This is a genomic window from Providencia sp. PROV174 (assembly GCF_028480685.1).
GTDB classification, from domain to species: Bacteria; Pseudomonadota; Gammaproteobacteria; order Enterobacterales; family Enterobacteriaceae; genus Providencia; species Providencia rettgeri.
The window spans coordinates 411,457-431,645 of sequence record NZ_JAMPOT010000007.1 but is presented as its reverse complement, the minus strand read 5'-3'; the positions used below and the strand labels follow the sequence as shown (position 1 = coordinate 431,645).

Here is a 20,189-nt window from a genome sequence, read left to right as displayed (position 1 = left end):
AACACTACTAAATAACAGTAAAGTAGCGCCTTTTAAAATAATGCACTACATTTTCATCTTTTTTTTAAGGAGTCCTGCGTGATAAGCGTTTTCGACATGTTTAAAGTGGGCATAGGCCCTTCAAGCTCTCATACCGTTGGTCCAATGAAAGCTGGGAAAGAATTTGTCGATGATTTAGTAAGCAAAAATTTATTACCTAACGTCACTCGTATTTCAGTGGATGTTTATGGGTCATTATCGCTTACTGGAAAAGGGCACCATACTGATATCGCCATTATTATGGGGCTAGCAGGTAATTTGCCTGCCACTGTTGACATTGAATCCATCCCAACTTTTATCAAGAATGTAGAAGAAACAGAAAAGTTATCATTAGCAAATGGCCTTCAGGTCGTTGACTTCCCTAATGAGGGTGGCATGAATTTTCGTCAAGATAATCTGCCATTACATGAAAATGGCATGACTATTCATGCTTTTGCCGATAATGATGAAATTTACACCAAAACCTATTATTCCATTGGTGGTGGTTTCATTGTCGATGCAGAGCATTTTGGCGAATCAACTCTTGATAGCAAACCAGTCTCTTATCCATTTAATTCCGCGGAAGAGCTACTATTAAATTGCAAAAAATCCGGTCTTTCTATTTCTAGCTTAATGATGAAAAACGAGTTAGATCTTCATACCAAAGAAGAAATTGAAGCCTATTTTGCTGATGTATGGCATACCATGCAAGCCTGTATCGAGCGTGGTTTAAGCACCGAAGGCGTTTTGCCGGGCCCATTACGTGTACCTCGTCGTGCACCTGCACTTAACCGAATGGTGACCTCATCAAGTAAGCTATCTAATGACCCAATGAATGTCGTTGACCTGATCAATATGTATGCCTTAGCCGTAAATGAGGAAAATGCTGCGGGCGGCCGTGTTGTGACAGCCCCGACTAATGGTGCATGTGGTATCGTACCTGCCGTATTAGCTTACTATAACCATTGTATAGAACCTGTAACGCCTGAGTTATATATGCGCTATTTCTTAGCTTCGGGCGCTATTGGTATTTTATACAAAATGAATGCGTCCATTTCAGGTGCTGAAGTTGGCTGCCAAGGTGAAGTCGGTGTGGCATGTTCGATGGCCGCGGCTGGCCTGGCCGAATTATTCGGTGGTAGCCCTGAGCAAGTGTGTATTGCTGCTGAAATCGGCATGGAGCACAATTTAGGTTTAACTTGTGACCCTGTTGCTGGCCAAGTTCAAGTTCCTTGCATTGAACGAAATGCCATCGCATCTGTTAAAGCGGTGAATGCCACACGTATGGCTCTACGCAGAACAAGCGAACCACGAGTTTCACTTGATAAAGTCATTGAAACTATGTACGAAACAGGGAAAGACATGAATGCAAAATATCGTGAGACATCCCGAGGCGGGTTAGCCATCAAAGTACAATGTGACTAATTTTATTAGCATTTAATCCTTAAGCACCCTTTTCTATTCTGTTATCACTTTAAACAGGATTTTGAGGGTGCTTTTTTAGCATGCATTAAAAAGTTTTTTCTATTTTTGCTATGCTTCTCTTCCCATATAGTCCAATTCAACTAATCAATCATCCACAGTTTTTTCATTGAATTAACTCAATTTTCTTATGCTCAGCAAACTATATCAAAACAAAATTTATACTATTTTGTGCTAAAGACTGTTTTGACATGACTGAAAGATAACTGTTCCCCATTGAAATTTGGTTATTTTATACTCTAAAAATCAATATCACACTATTTTTCGGGCTGCTTTTGTTACCGATAACAAAATAATAAGCCAATAAAAGATAAATATTTAGTTTATTGATTTTTTTAAATAAAAATAAACAGCAACTAACTGCGATTTAATATCATTTTTTAGGTGTATTCTTATTTTTCTGACGCGAAACAAGTTTTTAGGATAATACGAGATGATATGCTAATAATGTAATTGATACTAACAACACCATGAGTTAGCTCATGAATATTATGAGACGTTTGTAATTATTCAGCTAAAATTATCTTACAGGGGAAACTGATAAAAAGGAGTCTAACTTAAGTGTCCATTTTATCAACAGATGATATTTTGTTTTATCTATCTATGAGGGAAAAATAGTGAGTATAGCTATTATGATTGGTACACACGGAGTCGCCGCAGAGCAGCTTCTTCGAACCACCGAGATGTTAATAGGCGAGCAAGAGAACGTTTCGTTTATTGACTTTATCCCTGGGGAAAACGCAGACACCCTATTTGATAAGTACACCCAAAAGCTAACTGATTTAGATACATCAAAGGGTGTCTTATTCCTTGTTGATACATGGGGAGGTAGTCCATTTAACGCCGCTAGTCGCATTGTTAATGAAAATAGTAATTATGACATTATTACAGGCGTGAATGTTCCAATGTTAGTTGAAACCTTTATGTGCCGTGATGATGATCCATCTATGAATGAGCTAATCACTGTCGCACTTGAAACCGGACGCGGGGGTGTTCGTTCATTTAAATTCAAAGAAGCTGAAGCAGAAGTAGAACCCGCTCCTGTAGTACCCAGTACTCCTGCCCCAGCACCAGTGAAAGCTGGCCCCGGTGAACATATGGTGATCGCACTTGCTCGTATTGATGACAGATTAATTCACGGACAAGTCGCAACACGCTGGACGAAAGAAACCCAAGTTAAGCGCATTATTGTGGTCAGTGATGACGTGGCTAAAGACCACGTTCGGTCAACATTGCTAAAACAAGTCGCACCACCAGGTGTCACCGCGCATGTTGTCGATGTTGCTAAATGTATTCGCGTTTATAACAACCCGAAATATGCCGGTGAGCGTGTTATGTTGCTTTTCACTAACCCAACTGATGTTAAACGTATCGTCGAAGAAGGCGTTGATGTGAAATCTGTGAATATTGGAGGCATGGCATACCATGACGGAAAAACCATGGTCACAAATGCCGTCTCTATCAATCAAGAAGACATTGATGCATTTAACTATTTGAACGACAAAAATATTGAACTTGAAGTCAGGAAAGTTTCATCAGATAGCAAAGTTTACATGATGGACTTGATTAATAAGCTCAAAAAATAATTTCTATCGCAATTTTTATATTGATTTTAATCCATTACTCAAAACAGATTTTAAAACTTTTGGTTACAGGAGATTAAACAATGGAACTTACCGTTGTTCAAATAGTAATGGTCTTTATCGTCGCGTGTATCGCGGGGATGGGATCAATCCTTGATGAATTCCAATTTCACCGTCCCCTCATTGCTTGTACACTTATAGGTATCGTTCTGGGAGACATGAAAACGGGTATCATCATTGGTGGTACATTAGAAATGATCGCACTTGGATGGATGAATATCGGTGCTGCTGTTGCACCTGATGCCGCTTTAGCCTCTATTATTTCAACTATCCTCGTCATTGCTGGTGGTCAAAGTATTGGTGCAGGTATTGCCATTGCTATCCCACTCGCAGCTGCAGGTCAAGTATTAACCATTATCGTTCGTACAGTGACAGTTGCATTCCAACATGCTGCCGATAAAGCCGCCCTCAATGGCAATTTAACGGCTATTGGCTTTATTCATATATCTGCATTACTACTGCAAGCGATGCGTATCGCAATACCCGCGTTGATTGTTGCCATTTCGGTTGGTACATCCGAAGTACAACAAATGTTGGACTCTATCCCACAAGTTGTCACTGACGGCCTTAATATTGCGGGTGGTATGATTGTCGTTGTCGGTTATGCGATGGTTATCAATATGATGCGCGCAGGCTACTTAATGCCATTCTTCTACTTAGGTTTTGTTACCGCGGCATTTACTGATTTCAACCTAGTTGCACTTGGGGTAATCGGTACTGTGATGGCTATCTTATATATCCAACTCAGTCCAAAATACAATAAATCGCAAACTGTTGTTACCCAAGGAAATAGTAGCAATAACAACCTTGATAATGAGCTAGACTAGGAGGAACGTATAATGGTAGATATCACAAAACCGACAGCTAAAAAGCTTACACAAAGCGATATTCGCGGCGTATTCTTACGGTCTAACCTATTGCAAGGTTCTTGGAACTTTGAACGTATGCAAGCCCTAGGCTTCTGCTATTCAATGGTTCCGGTTATTCGTCGTCTTTATCCAGAAAATAATGATGACAGAAAACAAGCAATTAAACGCCATCTTGAATTCTTCAATACCCATCCATATGTTGCAGCGCCTGTTCTGGGTGTCACAATGGCAATGGAAGAGCAACGTGCCAATGGTGCAGACATTGATGACGGTGCAATAAATGGTATCAAAGTCGGTCTAATGGGGCCATTAGCCGGTGTTGGAGACCCAATTTTCTGGGGAACAGTTCGCCCTGTATTTGCGGCTCTCGGTGCAGGTATCGCAATGACGGGTAGCTTACTTGGCCCTCTACTGTTCTTTGTTTTGTTTAACCTTGTACGTTTATTAACCCTTTACTATGGTGTTTCATATGGCTACAAAAAAGGGATTGATATTGTTCAAGACATTGGTGGCGGTTTCCTACAAAAGCTCACCGAAGGAGCATCCATTCTCGGTTTGTTTGTCATGGGGGCATTGGTAAACAAATGGACACATGTCAATATTCCACTTGAAGTTTCACGGATCAAAAACCCAACAACGGGCACTGAAGACATTACCACTGTCCAAATGATCCTTGATCAACTCATGCCAGGCTTAGTCCCCCTATTGCTAACCTTCGCCTGCATGTGGTTGTTGCGTCGTAAAGTTAACGCATTGTGGATTATTATCGGCTTCTTTGGCTTGGGTATCCTTGGTGCTTGGCTGAACTTCCTAGCGCCATAATTTTCCACCATTATTTGAATTGGGAGGTTGCAGCCTCCCTTTTTTAATTTTAAGCTCTGCATTATGTTTACTTATCCAAGGGCTCACAAATGACCTTCAATGATGCCATTCTTGCTATAATCATTTTGATCATGCTTGTTTATGCGATTTATGATGAATTCATTCAGCATTTGTTAAAGGGTAAAACCTTATTAAAAATTAATCTAAAAAGAAAACATCGAGCAGATGCTATTATTTTTATTGTTCTAATTTGTATCGTTATTTATACAAATATTGTACGCCATGGTAATTTATTAACCACTTACTTATTATTGATTACTATTTTCATGTCAATTTATTTGGCATTTATAAGAACACCAAAGCTATTCTTTAAACAAACTGGTTTTTATTTTGCCAATGCCTTTATTTTATATGACAGAATAAAAACAATGAATTTATCTGAAGATGGTGTATTAATAATAGGCTTAGAAAAAAAGAAAATTAACATACAAGTTTCACATCTTGATGATTTACAAAGAATTTATGAATTCCTTATTAATCATAAGTAAATAGATTTTATATTATCACTAAAAACAAGGTTAATTATTAATTTAATTAGCCTTGTTTTTATCAATAACCTTATTGATAATAATTCTCACTACCGTTTAATATCCACAATTAATTAAGTGTTGCCTTTAATATAATTTATGGTATCTTTCTTTCCACGTCATTGGGGAGTAGCCTGTTCTGGTTTCATATATAATACCAGAAAGTCCGTATCAACATACTCGTTTGGTTTCAAACGTGGTGCGGACACCAAAATTCGGTTGGCAAGACCATAGACACATAAATAAGCCTTTTGGTTGGGGGTAATTTATGTGTATATGGAATCACCCAACCGAGGTTCTGTTATGAGTTTCTATGCTACCCTTATCTTAGCCCTTGCCCTATCAATGGACGCCTTCGCTGTTGCTATTTGTAAAGGTGCAGTGCTTCATAAACCCCGCTTTAGAGAAATTCTCCGTACTGGTTTTATTTTTGGTTTTATTGAAGCCATTACACCCATTATTGGTTGGGGCATCGGTATTTTAGCCAGTCAATATGTTATCCGCTGGGATCATTGGATTGCATTTGGTTTATTATTTGTTTTAGGTGCTAGAATGATCTGGCAGAGCATTAAAACAAAAGATGAAGAATGCTGTTCTAAACCTTCTAGTCATAGCTCAACAAGCCTGATTTTTTCTGCAATAGCCACCAGCCTTGATGCGATGGCCATTGGCTTAGGCTTAGCATTCTTACAAGTGGATATCGTTCATACTGCAATGACTATCGGCTTAATGACAATGATCATGGCCACTATCGGTATGATGATTGGCCGTTATGTCGGCCCATTACTCGGAAAAAAAGCAGAAATTATCGGTGGATTGGTACTAATAGGTATTGGTTTTAATATCTTATTTGAGCACCTTGAATTATTTATGTATGCCCATTAGTTTTTATGCCCCCTATATGGGGGCAATAGCTCTACTCTGCATTAGATTGATAAACACGAATTAAAAAATCAGCTGTATACTCTTTCACCTCAGCTTTGTGTAAATCACCTTTAACCTGTTCTGATGCACGCCAAGCAAATGGTGTCATCATCAATAATTCATAAGCTTCTTGCCCAGTCAGCACCATCCTATAATTTAGTTGGCAACTATCTATTAACGAAAAATTTGGCAGATCTTCATCTTTCGCTGGGTGCAACTTAACCTCATCGTAGATTAACGCTTTTAATTCTTGCAGATGTTCCGCCGCAGGCGTAACGGTTATTAACATACCTTTAGAAACCAATACACGACTTAACTCTTGTGCCTTGCAGGGTGCGTAAATTCGTATAATTCCACCCAAGCTGTTATCTGAAAATGGTAAGCGGTGACTTGTACCAACGCAAAAACGAACGGATTTATAGCGTTTCGCCGCATAACGAATCGCTGCCTTCGAAACATCTAGACCTAAAACTGTATATTTTTCAAAATGTTTTGCAAGTTCTCGTGAAAAATAGTCTGTGTAATACCCTTCTCCGCACCCAATATCCAACAGGTTAGTACAAGATGATGGAATAAACTGAATGAGTTTTTCTACTACCTTTTCACGCATAGGGTGGTAATGCCCTGCATCAAGAAATTGCCTACGCGCTTGCATCATTTCAGCATTATCACCGGGGTCTTTAGAACGTTTATGTTGTACAGGTAACAAGTTAACATAACCTTCTTTTGCACAATCGAACTGATGGTTTTCTGTGCAACGATAACTGTTATTGGCAAGATTTAGTGGTGTAAAACAGAGAGGACATTGATAATTCATAGCAGTCACTGATTTAAAAATAAAGGTGAGTATACCATATTCAAATTAGTTTTCTTTCTGTTATATATCTTGCTTTTTAACTGTATTTTTTGTTCTATGAAAGTAATCAAAAAACATTAGCGGGTGTCTCACGATGAAAATTAGGTTAGCAACCCCCGATGAAGCCGAACTTCTTTGGTCTATACGTAACCAAGCCATTCGCCATGGCTGTACGACCAGTTTTGATGCAAAAACCATCGCAGCATGGACGCCGGATGAAATGCCACCAAGCTATACATACATGGTAAAATATAATCCATTCTTTGTTGTGACAAATGAAAATAATAAACCCGTTGCAACTGGCTTCCTTAATTTAGATACGAACAGTGTTGATGCAATATTTACTTTACCACAATACACAGGTTGTGGAGCCGCAGGGTTAATATTAGATGCCATTAAAATGGAAGCAAAAAAAAGAAATATCAAAAAACTAATGTTAGATTCATCGCCTAATGCGGAACGATTTTACCAAAAACATGGGTTTACCTCGATTAAACATAGCAGTTACTATTCTTCACTCGCACAAACCCACTTAAATTGCATTCAAATGGAAATTGAATTATAAATTACAATTTACCTATAAGTTGAAAGCCACTAAATTGTTTGTGGCTTTATAAACTATGTATATTACGATTTAAAAATCAGCAAATTCAGGGATAGCTTTACGTCCATGTGACTCTAAAAAGTCCAATACACGACGTGGAGAAACATTTAAAATTTGTGATTGTGGAAAATCAATTGATTCCAACATGTCAACTACGCGATCAAAACGGCCGAGATATCCGGAAAAATGTGAGTCTGAACCTAATGCAACCCACCCGCCAGTTTCTTTAACTGCCTTAGCGATTTCTAAGCAATTCTGTTGACTACCCGCTCTTGAATGTAGGAATGAAGAGTTATTCATTTCCAAAGCAACATTACACTCTTTCGCAGCTTGTGCCACAGCCTTGATATCAATTGGGTATTTGGGATTCCCTGGATGAGTGATGATTTGCACCTTACTACTACGAATGGTGGCAATCATTGCTTCCGTGTTATCCGCTAAGCTTTGAGGTTCAAGAACTGGCTCATGGAAACCCGCTAATATAATATCTAAATGACGAGCGATCTTTTCATTGCAGTCTGTCTCACCCAACTTGTTCTTTATATTCGCTTCAATACCGTACAATAAACCAACCCCATCAACAATTCTCGGCAAGATAGGCATATTACCAAAATGCCACTCATGTGGAGCATCTTGCATTTCAGGCCCGTGGTCGGTAATCGCAAATAGTTTGACACCACGGCTTGCGGCCTCAGCGAAATACTCACTAACTGTACTGTAAGCATGGGTGCTGGCAATAGTATGCGCATGTAAATCAACTTGATACATAAATGATATCCTTCTAATTTTTCTACTTACCTTCCGAGCCTACCTGCTCAGGAAAGATTCAACCAAGCTAACATATCAATTTAAAAGTTTCGATAGTCATTCACCTAAACAGCATTTTATCAACATATTGCAATATATTAGATAATATCCTAAGAGACTTTCAGGATAAAAAAACCCGCAATTATTGCGGGTTAAAATAAACAGAATTAAAAATTAACTTAATCAACTAAGATTCGTTTATTGGTCGCTCCCCACAAAATTGACATTTCAGTAAATAACGCACCGCTGATGTCTTCAACCTCTTCGGCTGTAATTTCAGCATTACCTTGTTTGCCAAAAAATACAACCTCATCTCCTGGGCTAACATTTTTTAAATCAGTAACATCAACCATGACTGTATTCATTGATGTTTTTCCTAAAACAGGTACTGTTTGGCCATTAATTAATGCGTGTCCCGCATTGCTAAATACACGGCGATAGCCATCTGCATAACCTACAGGGATATTGGCTAATACAGAATCACGCTTCAAGGTATAGGTTCTGTCATAACCCACTGTATTACCTTTCGGATAATGATTGACAGAGGCAATGTTCGATTTCAGCATCATCACGCGTTTATAGTCATTTGTCGCGACAGTATCGCCGTAGAAAATGCCACCCACACGTACCATATCCAACCATGATTCTGGTACCGTAATGGTTGCATAAGTATTCGCGACATGTAATGTAATGTCTTCACGCTTTAACCCTGTCATATTCAATACTTGTTGAGATTCTTTCTTGAATTTTTTGAGGTCATTACGGATCTGTGCTTCATCCTCTTCTGGGTAATGAGACATAATGCCGACGATTTTTAACTGAGGTAATTGCGAAATCAGCTTAGCATCATTAAGACCAGCAAGTGTACTCACCTCTAAGCCGTTGCGCGACATCCCGGCTGAGTTCAGCGCCAGATGAATAGGAATCACTTTATTTTGCTTTTTCGCAATCGCATTCAAGCGCTGCGCCATTTCTAAATTACCGATCAACTCTTCCGTTTCATATTGTGTGGCTTGAGCCATTTCTTGCTCTGTCGCACTTCTCACTCGCATTAAGCGGCCTTTAAAACCTAAATCTCTCACGGTCTTAAGCTCTTGATTATTTGTTACCCCAATACATTGCACATTATTTTCAATCATTATTGGCGTAACTAAAGAAAGATCATGCCCATACGCATCTCCTTTCAAAACGGCACACAACGAAGATTTATCTCCTAGTAGGTTTTGTACTTTCTTAATATTAAAATCTAATGCACTGCGAGATATTTCAATCCATGCATTATTAACCACCACCGGTTGGTTTTGTGTCGCATATGTTTCTACTGGTGTTGTGATATTATTAGGCTGCTGACAAGCTGTTGCAGCAACCAGTAAAGGGAGTAATGCCAGATACTTCAAACGAAAAGCCACGTGTTGTTCCTTATCTCTAGTGATTTTTACCAAGACATTATTTTTATAATTCTGGGTTGAAATAGACAAAATATGTATCGGTTTTAAATAATACCAACCTTCATACCTCAAACAAGTAATAATTCACTTATTTTGCATAAAAAAACAAAAAAACCTTTTTCAAGTTGATTTTTCTTCTTTAGAAATAAAACATTTGGTTGAAATCATCGTAAATCAAATTATTTTTATTATTTAATAGGTTATAGCAATAATTTCACTAATATTTACTTTTGTTACACTTTTTATTTGGCGAATTAATATGCTTAAATGATAATAACTATCAATTAGGAATTTTTACTAAATATCACTCAATCCATAAGGCTATGTTATGAAGTACAAATTACTCGCACTCATTATTCCAACACTACTTACTGCCAACGTTGCTAACTCCGCTGAAATGTACAATAAAGATGGTAATAAACTTGATGTATACGGACAAATTGATGTCCGCCATCATATTGCCAAAAGCCGTAGTGGCGAAGATGGTGACGACTCACGTGTCAGACTTGGGCTAAAAGGTGATTCGCAAATCACCGACCAGCTGATTGGCTTTGGGCGTTTTGAATGGGAAACGAAAACTAACCAATCGGAATCAACTGAAGAAAATAGCAATCGTTTAGCTTATGCAGGCTTAAAATTTGCAGATTACGGCTCTCTTGATTATGGCCGTAATTATGGTGTTATTTATGATACCAATGCTTGGACAGACGTATTACCACTCTGGGGAGCGGATACGATGGATCAAGAAGATAATTACATGTTAAGCCGTAACCGCAATTTACTCACTTATCGCAATAATAATGCTTTTGGTTACATTGACGGTTTAACCTTCGCACTACAATATCAGGGTAAAAATGGTGAAAAAAATCTATCATCCGGAGATGAATTAACCGATAACGGTGATGGTTTTGGGTTATCGACCGCTTATGAGCTAGGTTATGGCATTTCCCTTGGCGGTGGTTACTCCTCATCTTCCCGCACACCAAAACAAAAAGATGCCGCAACCAGTAGTGCGACAGGTAAACGCGCCGAAGCATGGAACGTAGGGGGGAAATTTGAATACGAAGACCTCTATCTCGCCGTCATGTATGGCCAAACGCTTAATATGAGTCGTTTTGGTAATGATGATATGGAGTCAATAGCAAATAAAACTCAGAACCTTGAAGTGGTTACCCTGTATTCTTTTGACTTCGGTCTAACTCCATCAATTGGCTATAACTATTCCAAAGGTAAAAACTTAGGTAGCTTTGGGGATAAAGAATTAGTGAATTATATCGCCATCGGCTCAGCTTATGACTTTAATAAAAATCTGAGCGCTGTTATCGATTATAAAATCAACTTGTTAAACGATAACGATTTTACTGACCATTACAAAGTGAATACCGATAACGTGCTTGGCTTAGGGTTAGTATATCAATTCTAATATTATCCCCCCTAATTTAAAGTAAAGGCTTCCGCTATAAACGGATGCCTTTACTATATAATAGTTCTAGGTATCAGCTTACCTTGATAACAATTTTTCCAAATGCCCCCTGATCGAGCAATTCAAGTGCCTCCGGCAGTTGGTCGAAACGGAATAATTTATCAATGACGGGTTTTAGTTTTATAGCATCAACAGCCCGAACTAAATCTTCAAGAGCTCGTCGATGACCTACGCCAATTCCTTGAATAGTTGGCGATTTTAATAGCAATAACATTCCTGATGCTGACGTATCGTCTGTGTCCATCATGCCTATCAAGGAGATTCGACCATGGGAAGCCACCGCACGGACAGAGTCTGCAAAATTCCTACCACCTACAGTATCAACGACATGATCAATTCCTCTCTCGTTCGTCAGGTGGTAAATGGCTTCAACCCAGTTTTCTTTGTTACGGTTAATAGCGTGATCAGCACCAAGGGCTAACGCAGCAGACAGCTTCTCATCACTCGATGAGGTGATAAATACTTCGGCTCCTACAGACTTCGCTATTTGAAGAGCAAAGAGAGCCACACCTCCTGTTCCTTGAATTAATACGGTTTCGCCAGCACGTAACCCACCTCGTTCAATCAGTGCAAACCAAGCAGTCAACCCTGAACAAACCAACGTACTCGCTTCGACATCGCTCAACATCTTCGGAGCTTTAACCAACCACTCTTCATTCAGCACAACATACTCAGCCAAAACGCCCTGAAATGCATAACCTACTGTGTTGTAGTTCGGGTTTTTAGCCGTATTTTTCAACTTCCCATCAATCCAATCTGCGTTAAAAGATGAGATAACTCGCTCCCCTGGACTGAAACGAGTCGTTCTTGGTCCGACACTGACAACAACACCGGCCATATCAGAACCTGGCGTGAAAGGCATTGGCATATTATTTCCCATATGACCTTCAATAATGACTTTATCGCGAAAGTTTAGTGAGACCGCATTAACTCGAACCAGAACTTCATTTGAACCGGGCTGTGGGATTTCGGCTTCCGAGAGTTTCAAATTTTGGCGTCCGATTTCGTTTAGCTCCCAGCGTTTCATTGTTTGTTTCATAGAAATTCCTAAGTAGTAATTAACTGATGAACAGAATTCTATCATTGCCTATTAGTTGATAATGGAGATACTATTTCTCCTTATTGATTCCATTTAGGTGACAATATGAAAGGTGAGATGAACAGTATTCCTATTTTTGTAACCGTCGCTGAGTCTTCTAATTTTTCTCAGGCTGCGGAAAAACTGTATGTCACACGATCGGCGGTGGCAAAAACTATATCCCGCCTTGAAGAAAGGCTTGGTATAACTTTATTTAACCGTACTACTCGTAGCCAGAGCTTGACTGATGAAGGCTTGCTTTATTATGAATTCTGTCGCCGAGCGTTGAATGAAATAAAAATGGCAGAAGATATTTTGGAAGGTGGCAAGCTTCAGGTAAGCGGAAAGTTGAGGGTTTCTGTTCCAGTTTTACTCGGGCATCTCTGTATAGCACCATTATTGTCCTCGTTGGCAAAAGAACATCCAAAGTTAGAACTCGAAATTTCATTCAGCGATCGGCAGGTAGATTTGTCTGAAGAAGGTTTTGACCTAGCTGTCAGGATCGGTGAACTACCTGACAGCAGTACCCTGATAGCACGACATCTGGCTTCTCACTCGATGATTTTTTGTGCTTCTCCCGGTTATTTTCAACAAGCAGGGGAGCCAATTTCATTAGATGATTTGGCACAACATGAAGCCATTGCTTATGTCCGTTCAGGACGTATTCTGAAGTGGCAAGTTAAAAATGAAAGGGGGGAAAATATAGAAGTTAATCCGCCTAGCCGGCTTATGATGGACGATATGCAGGCGATAAAAGATATTGCGATAACAGGTGGTGGAATTGCTTGGTTACCTTACTGGCTAGTCCGTGAGCAGCTCGCCAGTGGCAGTTTGAAAGAAATATTAAAAGAACACTCTTCAGCAAGCTGGCCTATATATGCTGTATGGTTGCGCACGCCCCACCGTTCATTAAAAATTAGGCTTGCTATCGATAAACTAATCAGTGAATTACCGAGTATGATAGACGTCATTGAAGCACAGATATAGTATTTGCGAGTACTCTATTGAAGTGCTTTTTAGGTTGCCCTATAAATCTAAGAGTATCTCTATAAAACCATTGTTACTTTTTCATTTCAGTTCCATCTATAAGTATATTAATCAATGAAGTGATCATCATTTAACCAGAATAAAATGACCTATTCGTCACCTAAAAACAAAAAGGCACCAGTAAATTACTGATGCCTTTGAATTTATCGACAACTAAAAACTGTTATCAACAATAACTAGTTTATTCCCACTCTAATATTAATAGAATAATTTTATCATTAGATATCAAACACTTTAAAAGTCACCACATCTTAATACCAAGAAAAATACCACGTATGGGATTTTATTGGTTTCTTATTAACTGAAACTGTCTCAGTTACTCTTGACTCAACCTGAACTGAGTCAATTCAGCGTTCTTACAACACAAATCTCACCCAAAAATCATATTGTTGTTCTAAGTGATGCAACAATACCAGAAACGATCCTGCTTCATTATGAACAAAGTCATTAGACTTCACCTACCTATTCGACAGCTGAAAGGTTAAAGGCATCAATCGTAAAAGAGGCAGACTATCACGATCCTGCCTTTACCAATAAAGTCGTTTATAGAAAAAATCATTTTAAAACAAAGTATTATTTTTATGGGGTCCACATTTAAATGAATTCAATTAGTAATCAGTTAGTATTTTTACTCGAACTTATTTTAAGATCGGATACACTTGTATGAACAACCAACTCACTTATATTTCAGTAATAGTAATGAATGTGTATGATGTTGTTTGCACATGAGATGTCACATGTATATCAGAGTATCACCAATCAAAGCTAATAAAATATTGAACCAGCGGAGCCAATAAAAATGTACGAAAGATATGGAGAATTAATTACAGATCTATTGGCTACTGACCAAAGTCATCATGTAGACCAGCAAGATGATGGTACATACAGAAAAAAAGCAGGAGTTGTCACCCCTGAACTTATTAAGCAAGTCCTACTCGATCAAAAATCAATAGCAATATACCAAAAAAACAATGATTTAACAATAAAATGGATATGCTTCGATTTTGATATTTTGAAGTCATGTATCGATTCAGGCTTAGCTTCTCAAGGAGATAAAGAACTAAAGAGAGCAGTTAATATCTTTTACCAAACACTCGAACAGCGTGGAATTCCATTCCTTCTTGAATATTCAGGGAACCGAGGTTTCCATATCTGGATTACTTTTGATGAAGCAGTAAAATACAAAACTGGATATGATATACAACAGGCGATCTTACAAGATGCTGGTTTAAATTTTGATAGCAGTTTAATTGGTGTTGATCTATTCCCCCATTCGGCAACACCAACAGGAGGTGTTGGACTTGGTGTAAAAATACCGTTATCTAAGCACAAAAAATCTGGTTGCTACTCTTACCTTTTGCGTAACTTAGCTGAAATTAATAACGTCCAGAAAGTCAGTATATTATCTGACGCAATGCTAGCTGATAACATAAGTATTTTAGAAGAACATACCTCAACCAGCAGAACTGCATTAGAGAAATCACTTGGGACTTTTTTTGACAACTATGAACCAGAAAATATCCAGACAAACAGAATAAAAAGCATTAAAGTTCAAAAAAATGCATTCAATCTACAAGATCTATTGGATTTATGGAATGAGGTAGAACCACTTAAAAAGCTATCTCAAAAAATTGAACACGGAGAAAATCTGACACACAAAGAGCGGGTATTAATAGTAGGTTTGTTGTGCAACCTAGAATGTAAAGGCGAACCAGATTTAAGCAATATTATTTTGCACGAAATATTTAGCAAGCAAAATAATTATAATGAAAATATAACTAAATCAGCAATACAAGTTCTAAAGAATTTTAACTTCCCTACCCAAGATAAAATAGAAAGCACACTATCTTGTAAATTCAATGGTACGCTTTCAATTGAGGAACTACTTAAAAATTGTATTCCTAAATTTCTTGAATATACAGAAGCTAATTTTGAATTTTCAAATAATGACATAGAAATTACAAGAATTGCTGAGCTTAACTATCTATTCCTGAATGATGAAGTTCAAGCCAAGATAGTAGTTGAAGAGCTCTCTTCAAAAGATAATAGCGAATTCCTAACAGAGATGGATGAGTTTATAAAAGGCTCAAAAAACTGGGACTACTATAAACATGTAAGGAATGAGGAAGGAAAAACTCGTGAACTTATTACATTAAACTCAAGTGCGAGAGTAATTACTTCTTGTATTCTTAAGCAAATTGCATACTACTTTGATATTAAAACAGATAATAATTCTCATGGATATCAGATTAACAAAGGGTTTAACGGAGGATATATATTTAAACCATGGCTATACCTATGGTTGAAATTCATTTCTAACATCACAGATGCCATTGAAAATGAAGTGTATAAGGATTTTTATATTGTTAAAACAGATATAAAAGGCTTTTATGACAACATTTCACATGACAGACTTAAAAGGCTATTACTAGGTGATGGTAACTCTGTGATAAAAGATAAAATAGAGTCAATGAGGCCTGAAACAAACAAAAGGTACATAGAATGCTTAACTGCCATTTTCAATATGACACAGGAAATTGTTGGTGATAATAAAGGATTACCTCAAGGGCCAGCCTATGCCCGTTTTTTTGCAGAACTTTACTTATCTGAAATAGACATAAGCTTTAAAAATAAATTAGCAAAAAATGAAATAATATTGTATGAAAGATATGTTGATGACATATTTTTTATTACAAAATCAAAAGATGAAGCAGAGAAACTCCGAAATGAGCTTTGTAGTGAATTAGAACTCTTAAATCTGACTCTCAATAGTGAAAAAACGGTAGTTTCGAAGATATCTTCATTTCAAGACAAATTTGATAATTATAGATCTCAATCTAAATATGCCGTTGATCAAGTATCAAAATCATTTATTACATCCAGTGAAAAACAAAAAAATAATGCTATTAGTGAGTTTGTAACACTTATTCAGTCTGATTCTTGTCAGGAAGACCTATCGTTCATTTTTTCACACCTTGATGGCGTAGATGAATTAAATAGTATCAAGACAGAGCAGATTATTCCAGCCCTTGAAAAACGTATTGGAAGAGGAAGCTTATTCAAAAATTTATTTAACTTTTTGTTTGAGTTGAATGAGGGATGGGAAATTATTCATGAAATAAAAAACTTTGATACATTACAGTCTGAAGTATTGACATCGTGTATTATAAACGCAATTGAAACAAATAAGAGCAATAGAAATAAGCTGAAGCAACTCATTGAAACAATTGAGCCTAAACTTACATACTCAAGAATTGTCCATGAGCATATAGCCTATTTGATTACAAACTTTAACATAAATGTGAAAGTAACTAATATTTTACCACAGCATTACATTTCAGCAATAAAATCTATATCTGACCATAGTAAAGTCAACGCAACAAATGATTTAATATTGCATTTGAACCTATATTTAAACAATATCAAATCGTTAAAAGATTTTATCAAAGTTATTTATGCTTTCTGTTTCAATGAAAACGAAGTTGACCTAAAAAAAATAGCTTCTTTATTCTTTGCGAAAATGTCAGTAGAAGAAAAAAACAGCACTTTCTCCACCTCAATTACTGACAAACCTATCTTAGATCCAATGACAACTAAGAAATTTTATTATCTACTTTGTTTATTCTCAGTCTCTACAGAGAGCCATTCCACAAATCTAATTGAGTCCATGTGGAAATATTGTGCATTTTCATTTAATGAACTAGCTGGTTCTAACGATAATTTCCCTTTTTCAAACTGGTTGGATAAATTGGATAAAATTGACATAAATAACGCCACAGCAAACTGGGTAATTTCCTCAATAGTAGATGGCAATATTTTTAGAGGGCTTACTGATGATAAAAAGGTGTTCGAAAAGTATCATAATGCACTATTAGTCTATTTATCAATAGAAAATAGGGAATGGAACAATGATACGATTGCAAGCCAATTAAAAAAACTCAAGACAAAATCAACATTCTATAATTGGTTGATAGACAATGATGGAGTTTCCATTTTTCCTGAAGGAAACAAAAAATGGTTTGAACGGAATATAATCGAAAATAACACAACGACTCTTCGTAAAGATAACAAAATTCTCATAAGAAAGCCTAGCTCATTGTTTACTTCTAATAAAGATGACTTAGAGCACAGTAACGGATTTTCTGAAATCATAGTCGATTATGATAGAGAAAAGTTAACAACATTTGGTCACTATATAAATAGTGTTGAAATAAATATTAGGCTTGAGCTCTTAACCAAATTTCTTAAGACTATAAAAGACGGAGAGCCTATTCCTAGTGTGTTCTGCCCTGATAGGGTAATGACATCAGATGCAGTCTCAGTTTTTTCCAAGGAGTTCTGTTATCATTCAAAAATTATAACATATGATGAACATGGAATTGTCGCTTCATATGAAAATTCAATAGATAATTTCATTACCTCCTTTTTGTCTTACACCTCTAAAAGTGACACTGCCATAAAGAACTTAAAGGAAAAATATATTAACAACTTAGATCTTGATATTGATAAGGTACAATTCCTTCTTAAGTTTTATTCTCAAATGACAAATGAAGCATATGATAGTTCTGATTTTTTCTTTGATGTCGCAATAGCAACGTCTCTTTATATATATTTTTCAGATCTAGATTCAATATCTCGACTTGAAAAATTTTCAAAACAGTATTCATCTTTTCATAATGAAGTGAAGAGTCAACATATATTTATAGTTGAAAAAAGCATGCCTATAGACGACTCAGATCTTCAATCTGTGTTATTTTCTATTCAGCAGTCGATTTCTCAGATTAATAAAAAACTTTTAATTACTATACCTTTTCATCTACATGAAGATATCTTAAATTACTCAAAGATAATTGAAGAACTAATTTCCAACAGCCAACTTGAAAAACAAAGTATCACACTCAAAGATTTCAAACTATCTCAAGCCAACGCTTTCTCTTCATCAAGAACCGTAAAGATAGATAATCAAAGTTATGCGTTCACGAATGTACTGATAATAAACCCCAAAATGAAAGAGATCGTATCATGCGAAATAAAACATCTCGCTCTGATAAATGGATCTGAGCATATTTACGCTTACCAAAATGATGAAACGGTATACATTATTTCACTGGCAAATTGTTTAAGTGTTATGTATACAACTCTCCGAGAGCGTTACAACGTTATAATAAATGAGGAAAAGTTTGAACATAGCTACCCTTCTATTACGTTGTTGGAGGGAAATATAACCTCATTAAGCGGTTTCGATGATGCTTCAGTTGTAATTAGGCATCATAATGACATTTCAATACAAGAAGCGGAAAATAGACTAAAAAACTGGCTACACCACCTGCCACAAAAATTTCATCAGCCATTAATTAATCTGATTAGGTCACATGAATACATGTTAGAAAGTGAGATAATGTCGTTTAGAGATAAAGTAAAAGAACTAGATTTGCCAAACAGCAATCTCTTTTTGATCAAAGAAGTTTCTGATTTCAACGGCACACATAGAATCCTCTATCGAGACAATGATATTGGTAGAGAAGTTGCCACATTCACACCACGTTCTCTCACCAAGAGCTCAAAGCAAGTAACCCTAATTACAGATCTTGTCCTTACTGGGTCTCAAGTGATTAGAGCTTTAAAGTTCTATTTAAAAGGTGAAGGCAGCCGACCAAGCGATAACTACTTTAATTTGACTAAAGAAGATCATACAAATCTATTTAATATATTTTTAGAGCTTGAAACACTTAATATTTGCACTGTTCTCTATACCAAAGATGCTATTCAAAAAATAGAAGAGGAACTACAAGTAACATTAGGGAATCAGATAGTAGTTAATGTTGTTAATGGGAGAGATATTGGTGACAATGCTTTTTTTGGTAGCACAACAAAGATAAATCAACGAGATAAATCGATTATAACAGATTTATTGCTCGATGAGCTTGCTTTATCTAATCTATATGACCATTTATCCTATTCAGGCACATATGTAAAATTTAAAGATGAAAACGAAATAAATAAAATTAATCTTGTTGCCAGATATCAATCTCTTCCAAAGAAGTCATTTGGGTTTTTAACGTGCAGTACTAAGTCCGAGGAACATTGTAAGCCGTTTAACAGAATATTAGAGTTGGCAGATAAATAAGTTTTACGAAACGTAATGACCATTCGTGTCTGATTTAAAAATTAGACACGAATACATAAGCATAAATGGAAGTGTAAGTATCCTGCATAAGAAATGAAAAGAACAAAAATAAGATTAAACACATTAAGCCATACAAACTCCCCTAAGGAAATCAATAAAGCTATTTATGAAAAATATTCTTTCTAAAAGAATTTATATACGCACCTCCTTCAAACAATACAATGTTTACATTCATGAGAATGTGAATAAGATAAAAGATATATGAACTACTACGCAAAAGATCACTTCTAGGTAGCTTAAAGAAACCTAGGAGCACTATGAAAAAACTAAAATTGCAGTATCAGAATCCTGAAACTTATTCTGGCATTACACGGAAATGGAAATACTACCCTTT

Annotated in this window: 14 protein-coding genes and 1 riboswitch; of the genes, 10 read left to right on the top strand and 4 right to left on the bottom strand. The window is 36.7% G+C overall.

Annotated elements, in window-relative coordinates:
• Nucleotides 1-78 precede the first annotated feature (78 nt).
• The 6 genes from PSE60_RS05685 (at nucleotide 79) to mntP (ending at nucleotide 6,306) form a co-directional block, all read left to right on the top strand.
• The gene (locus tag PSE60_RS05685; RefSeq protein WP_210840165.1) at nucleotides 79-1,443 is read left to right on the top strand and encodes an L-serine ammonia-lyase; all 1,365 of its coding nucleotides are present in this window, start codon (nucleotides 79-81) and stop codon (nucleotides 1,441-1,443) included.
• Between the two features lie 674 nt (nucleotides 1,444-2,117).
• Complete coding sequence (gene manX / locus PSE60_RS05680; RefSeq protein ID WP_272664786.1) at nucleotides 2,118-3,086, top strand: PTS mannose transporter subunit IIAB; 969 nt, start codon at nucleotides 2,118-2,120, stop codon at nucleotides 3,084-3,086.
• Between the two features lie 80 nt (nucleotides 3,087-3,166).
• Nucleotides 3,167-3,970 carry a PTS mannose/fructose/sorbose transporter subunit IIC gene (locus PSE60_RS05675; protein WP_004253851.1) on the top strand — a complete coding sequence of 268 codons (804 nt, stop codon included), beginning with the start codon at nucleotides 3,167-3,169 and terminating at the stop codon, nucleotides 3,968-3,970.
• A 12-nt stretch (nucleotides 3,971-3,982) separates the two neighbouring features.
• A complete protein-coding gene (locus PSE60_RS05670; RefSeq protein WP_102138691.1) occupies nucleotides 3,983-4,834 on the top strand; it encodes a PTS mannose transporter subunit IID in 852 nt (283 codons plus the stop codon).
• A gap of 89 nt (nucleotides 4,835-4,923) precedes the next feature.
• The gene (locus tag PSE60_RS05665; protein WP_004911283.1) at nucleotides 4,924-5,382 is read left to right on the top strand and encodes a DUF986 family protein; all 459 of its coding nucleotides are present in this window, start codon (nucleotides 4,924-4,926) and stop codon (nucleotides 5,380-5,382) included.
• Nucleotides 5,383-5,533: 151 nt separating this feature from the next.
• A riboswitch (yybP-ykoY riboswitch) is annotated at nucleotides 5,534-5,678 on the top strand.
• A gap of 46 nt (nucleotides 5,679-5,724) precedes the next feature.
• Nucleotides 5,725-6,306 carry a manganese efflux pump MntP gene (mntP, locus tag PSE60_RS05660; protein WP_004911288.1) on the top strand — a complete coding sequence of 194 codons (582 nt, stop codon included), beginning with the start codon at nucleotides 5,725-5,727 and terminating at the stop codon, nucleotides 6,304-6,306.
• A gap of 31 nt (nucleotides 6,307-6,337) precedes the next feature.
• Here mntP and rlmA read toward each other — a convergent pair whose 3' ends face one another.
• Complete coding sequence (gene rlmA, locus PSE60_RS05655; RefSeq protein WP_272664785.1) at nucleotides 6,338-7,162, bottom strand: 23S rRNA (guanine(745)-N(1))-methyltransferase; 825 nt, start codon at nucleotides 7,160-7,162, stop codon at nucleotides 6,338-6,340.
• Between the two features lie 133 nt (nucleotides 7,163-7,295).
• Between rlmA and PSE60_RS05650 the strand changes: the two genes are divergently transcribed.
• Nucleotides 7,296-7,766, top strand: a complete 471-nt coding sequence (locus tag PSE60_RS05650; protein WP_272664784.1) for a GNAT family N-acetyltransferase — start codon at nucleotides 7,296-7,298, stop codon at nucleotides 7,764-7,766.
• Nucleotides 7,767-7,835: 69 nt separating this feature from the next.
• Here the strand turns inward: PSE60_RS05650 and PSE60_RS05645 are convergent, their stop codons facing one another.
• Nucleotides 7,836-8,573, bottom strand: a complete 738-nt coding sequence (locus tag PSE60_RS05645; protein WP_272664783.1) for a phosphatase — start codon at nucleotides 8,571-8,573, stop codon at nucleotides 7,836-7,838.
• Between the two features lie 218 nt (nucleotides 8,574-8,791).
• Nucleotides 8,792-10,021, bottom strand: coding sequence for an alanine racemase (alr, locus tag PSE60_RS05640; protein ID WP_272664782.1), 1,230 nt, complete (start codon nucleotides 10,019-10,021; stop codon nucleotides 8,792-8,794).
• 367 nt (nucleotides 10,022-10,388) lie between these two features.
• Here alr and PSE60_RS05635 point away from each other — a divergent pair, with 367 nt between their 5' ends.
• Complete coding sequence (locus PSE60_RS05635) at nucleotides 10,389-11,483, top strand: porin (protein WP_272664781.1); 1,095 nt, start codon at nucleotides 10,389-10,391, stop codon at nucleotides 11,481-11,483.
• Nucleotides 11,484-11,556: 73 nt separating this feature from the next.
• Here the strand turns inward: PSE60_RS05635 and PSE60_RS05630 are convergent, their stop codons facing one another.
• Nucleotides 11,557-12,582, bottom strand: a complete 1,026-nt coding sequence (locus tag PSE60_RS05630; RefSeq protein ID WP_272664780.1) for a zinc-dependent alcohol dehydrogenase family protein — start codon at nucleotides 12,580-12,582, stop codon at nucleotides 11,557-11,559.
• Nucleotides 12,583-12,687: 105 nt separating this feature from the next.
• On the opposite strand from PSE60_RS05630, the gene PSE60_RS05625 reads away from it, so the two are divergent.
• Complete coding sequence (locus PSE60_RS05625; RefSeq protein ID WP_272664779.1) at nucleotides 12,688-13,608, top strand: LysR family transcriptional regulator; 921 nt, start codon at nucleotides 12,688-12,690, stop codon at nucleotides 13,606-13,608.
• A gap of 859 nt (nucleotides 13,609-14,467) precedes the next feature.
• On the top strand, nucleotides 14,468-19,795 hold the full coding sequence (locus PSE60_RS05620; RefSeq protein WP_272664778.1) for a TOTE conflict system archaeo-eukaryotic primase domain-containing protein: 5,328 nt from the start codon (nucleotides 14,468-14,470) through the stop codon (nucleotides 19,793-19,795).
• The last annotated feature ends 394 nt before the right edge of the window (nucleotides 19,796-20,189 follow it).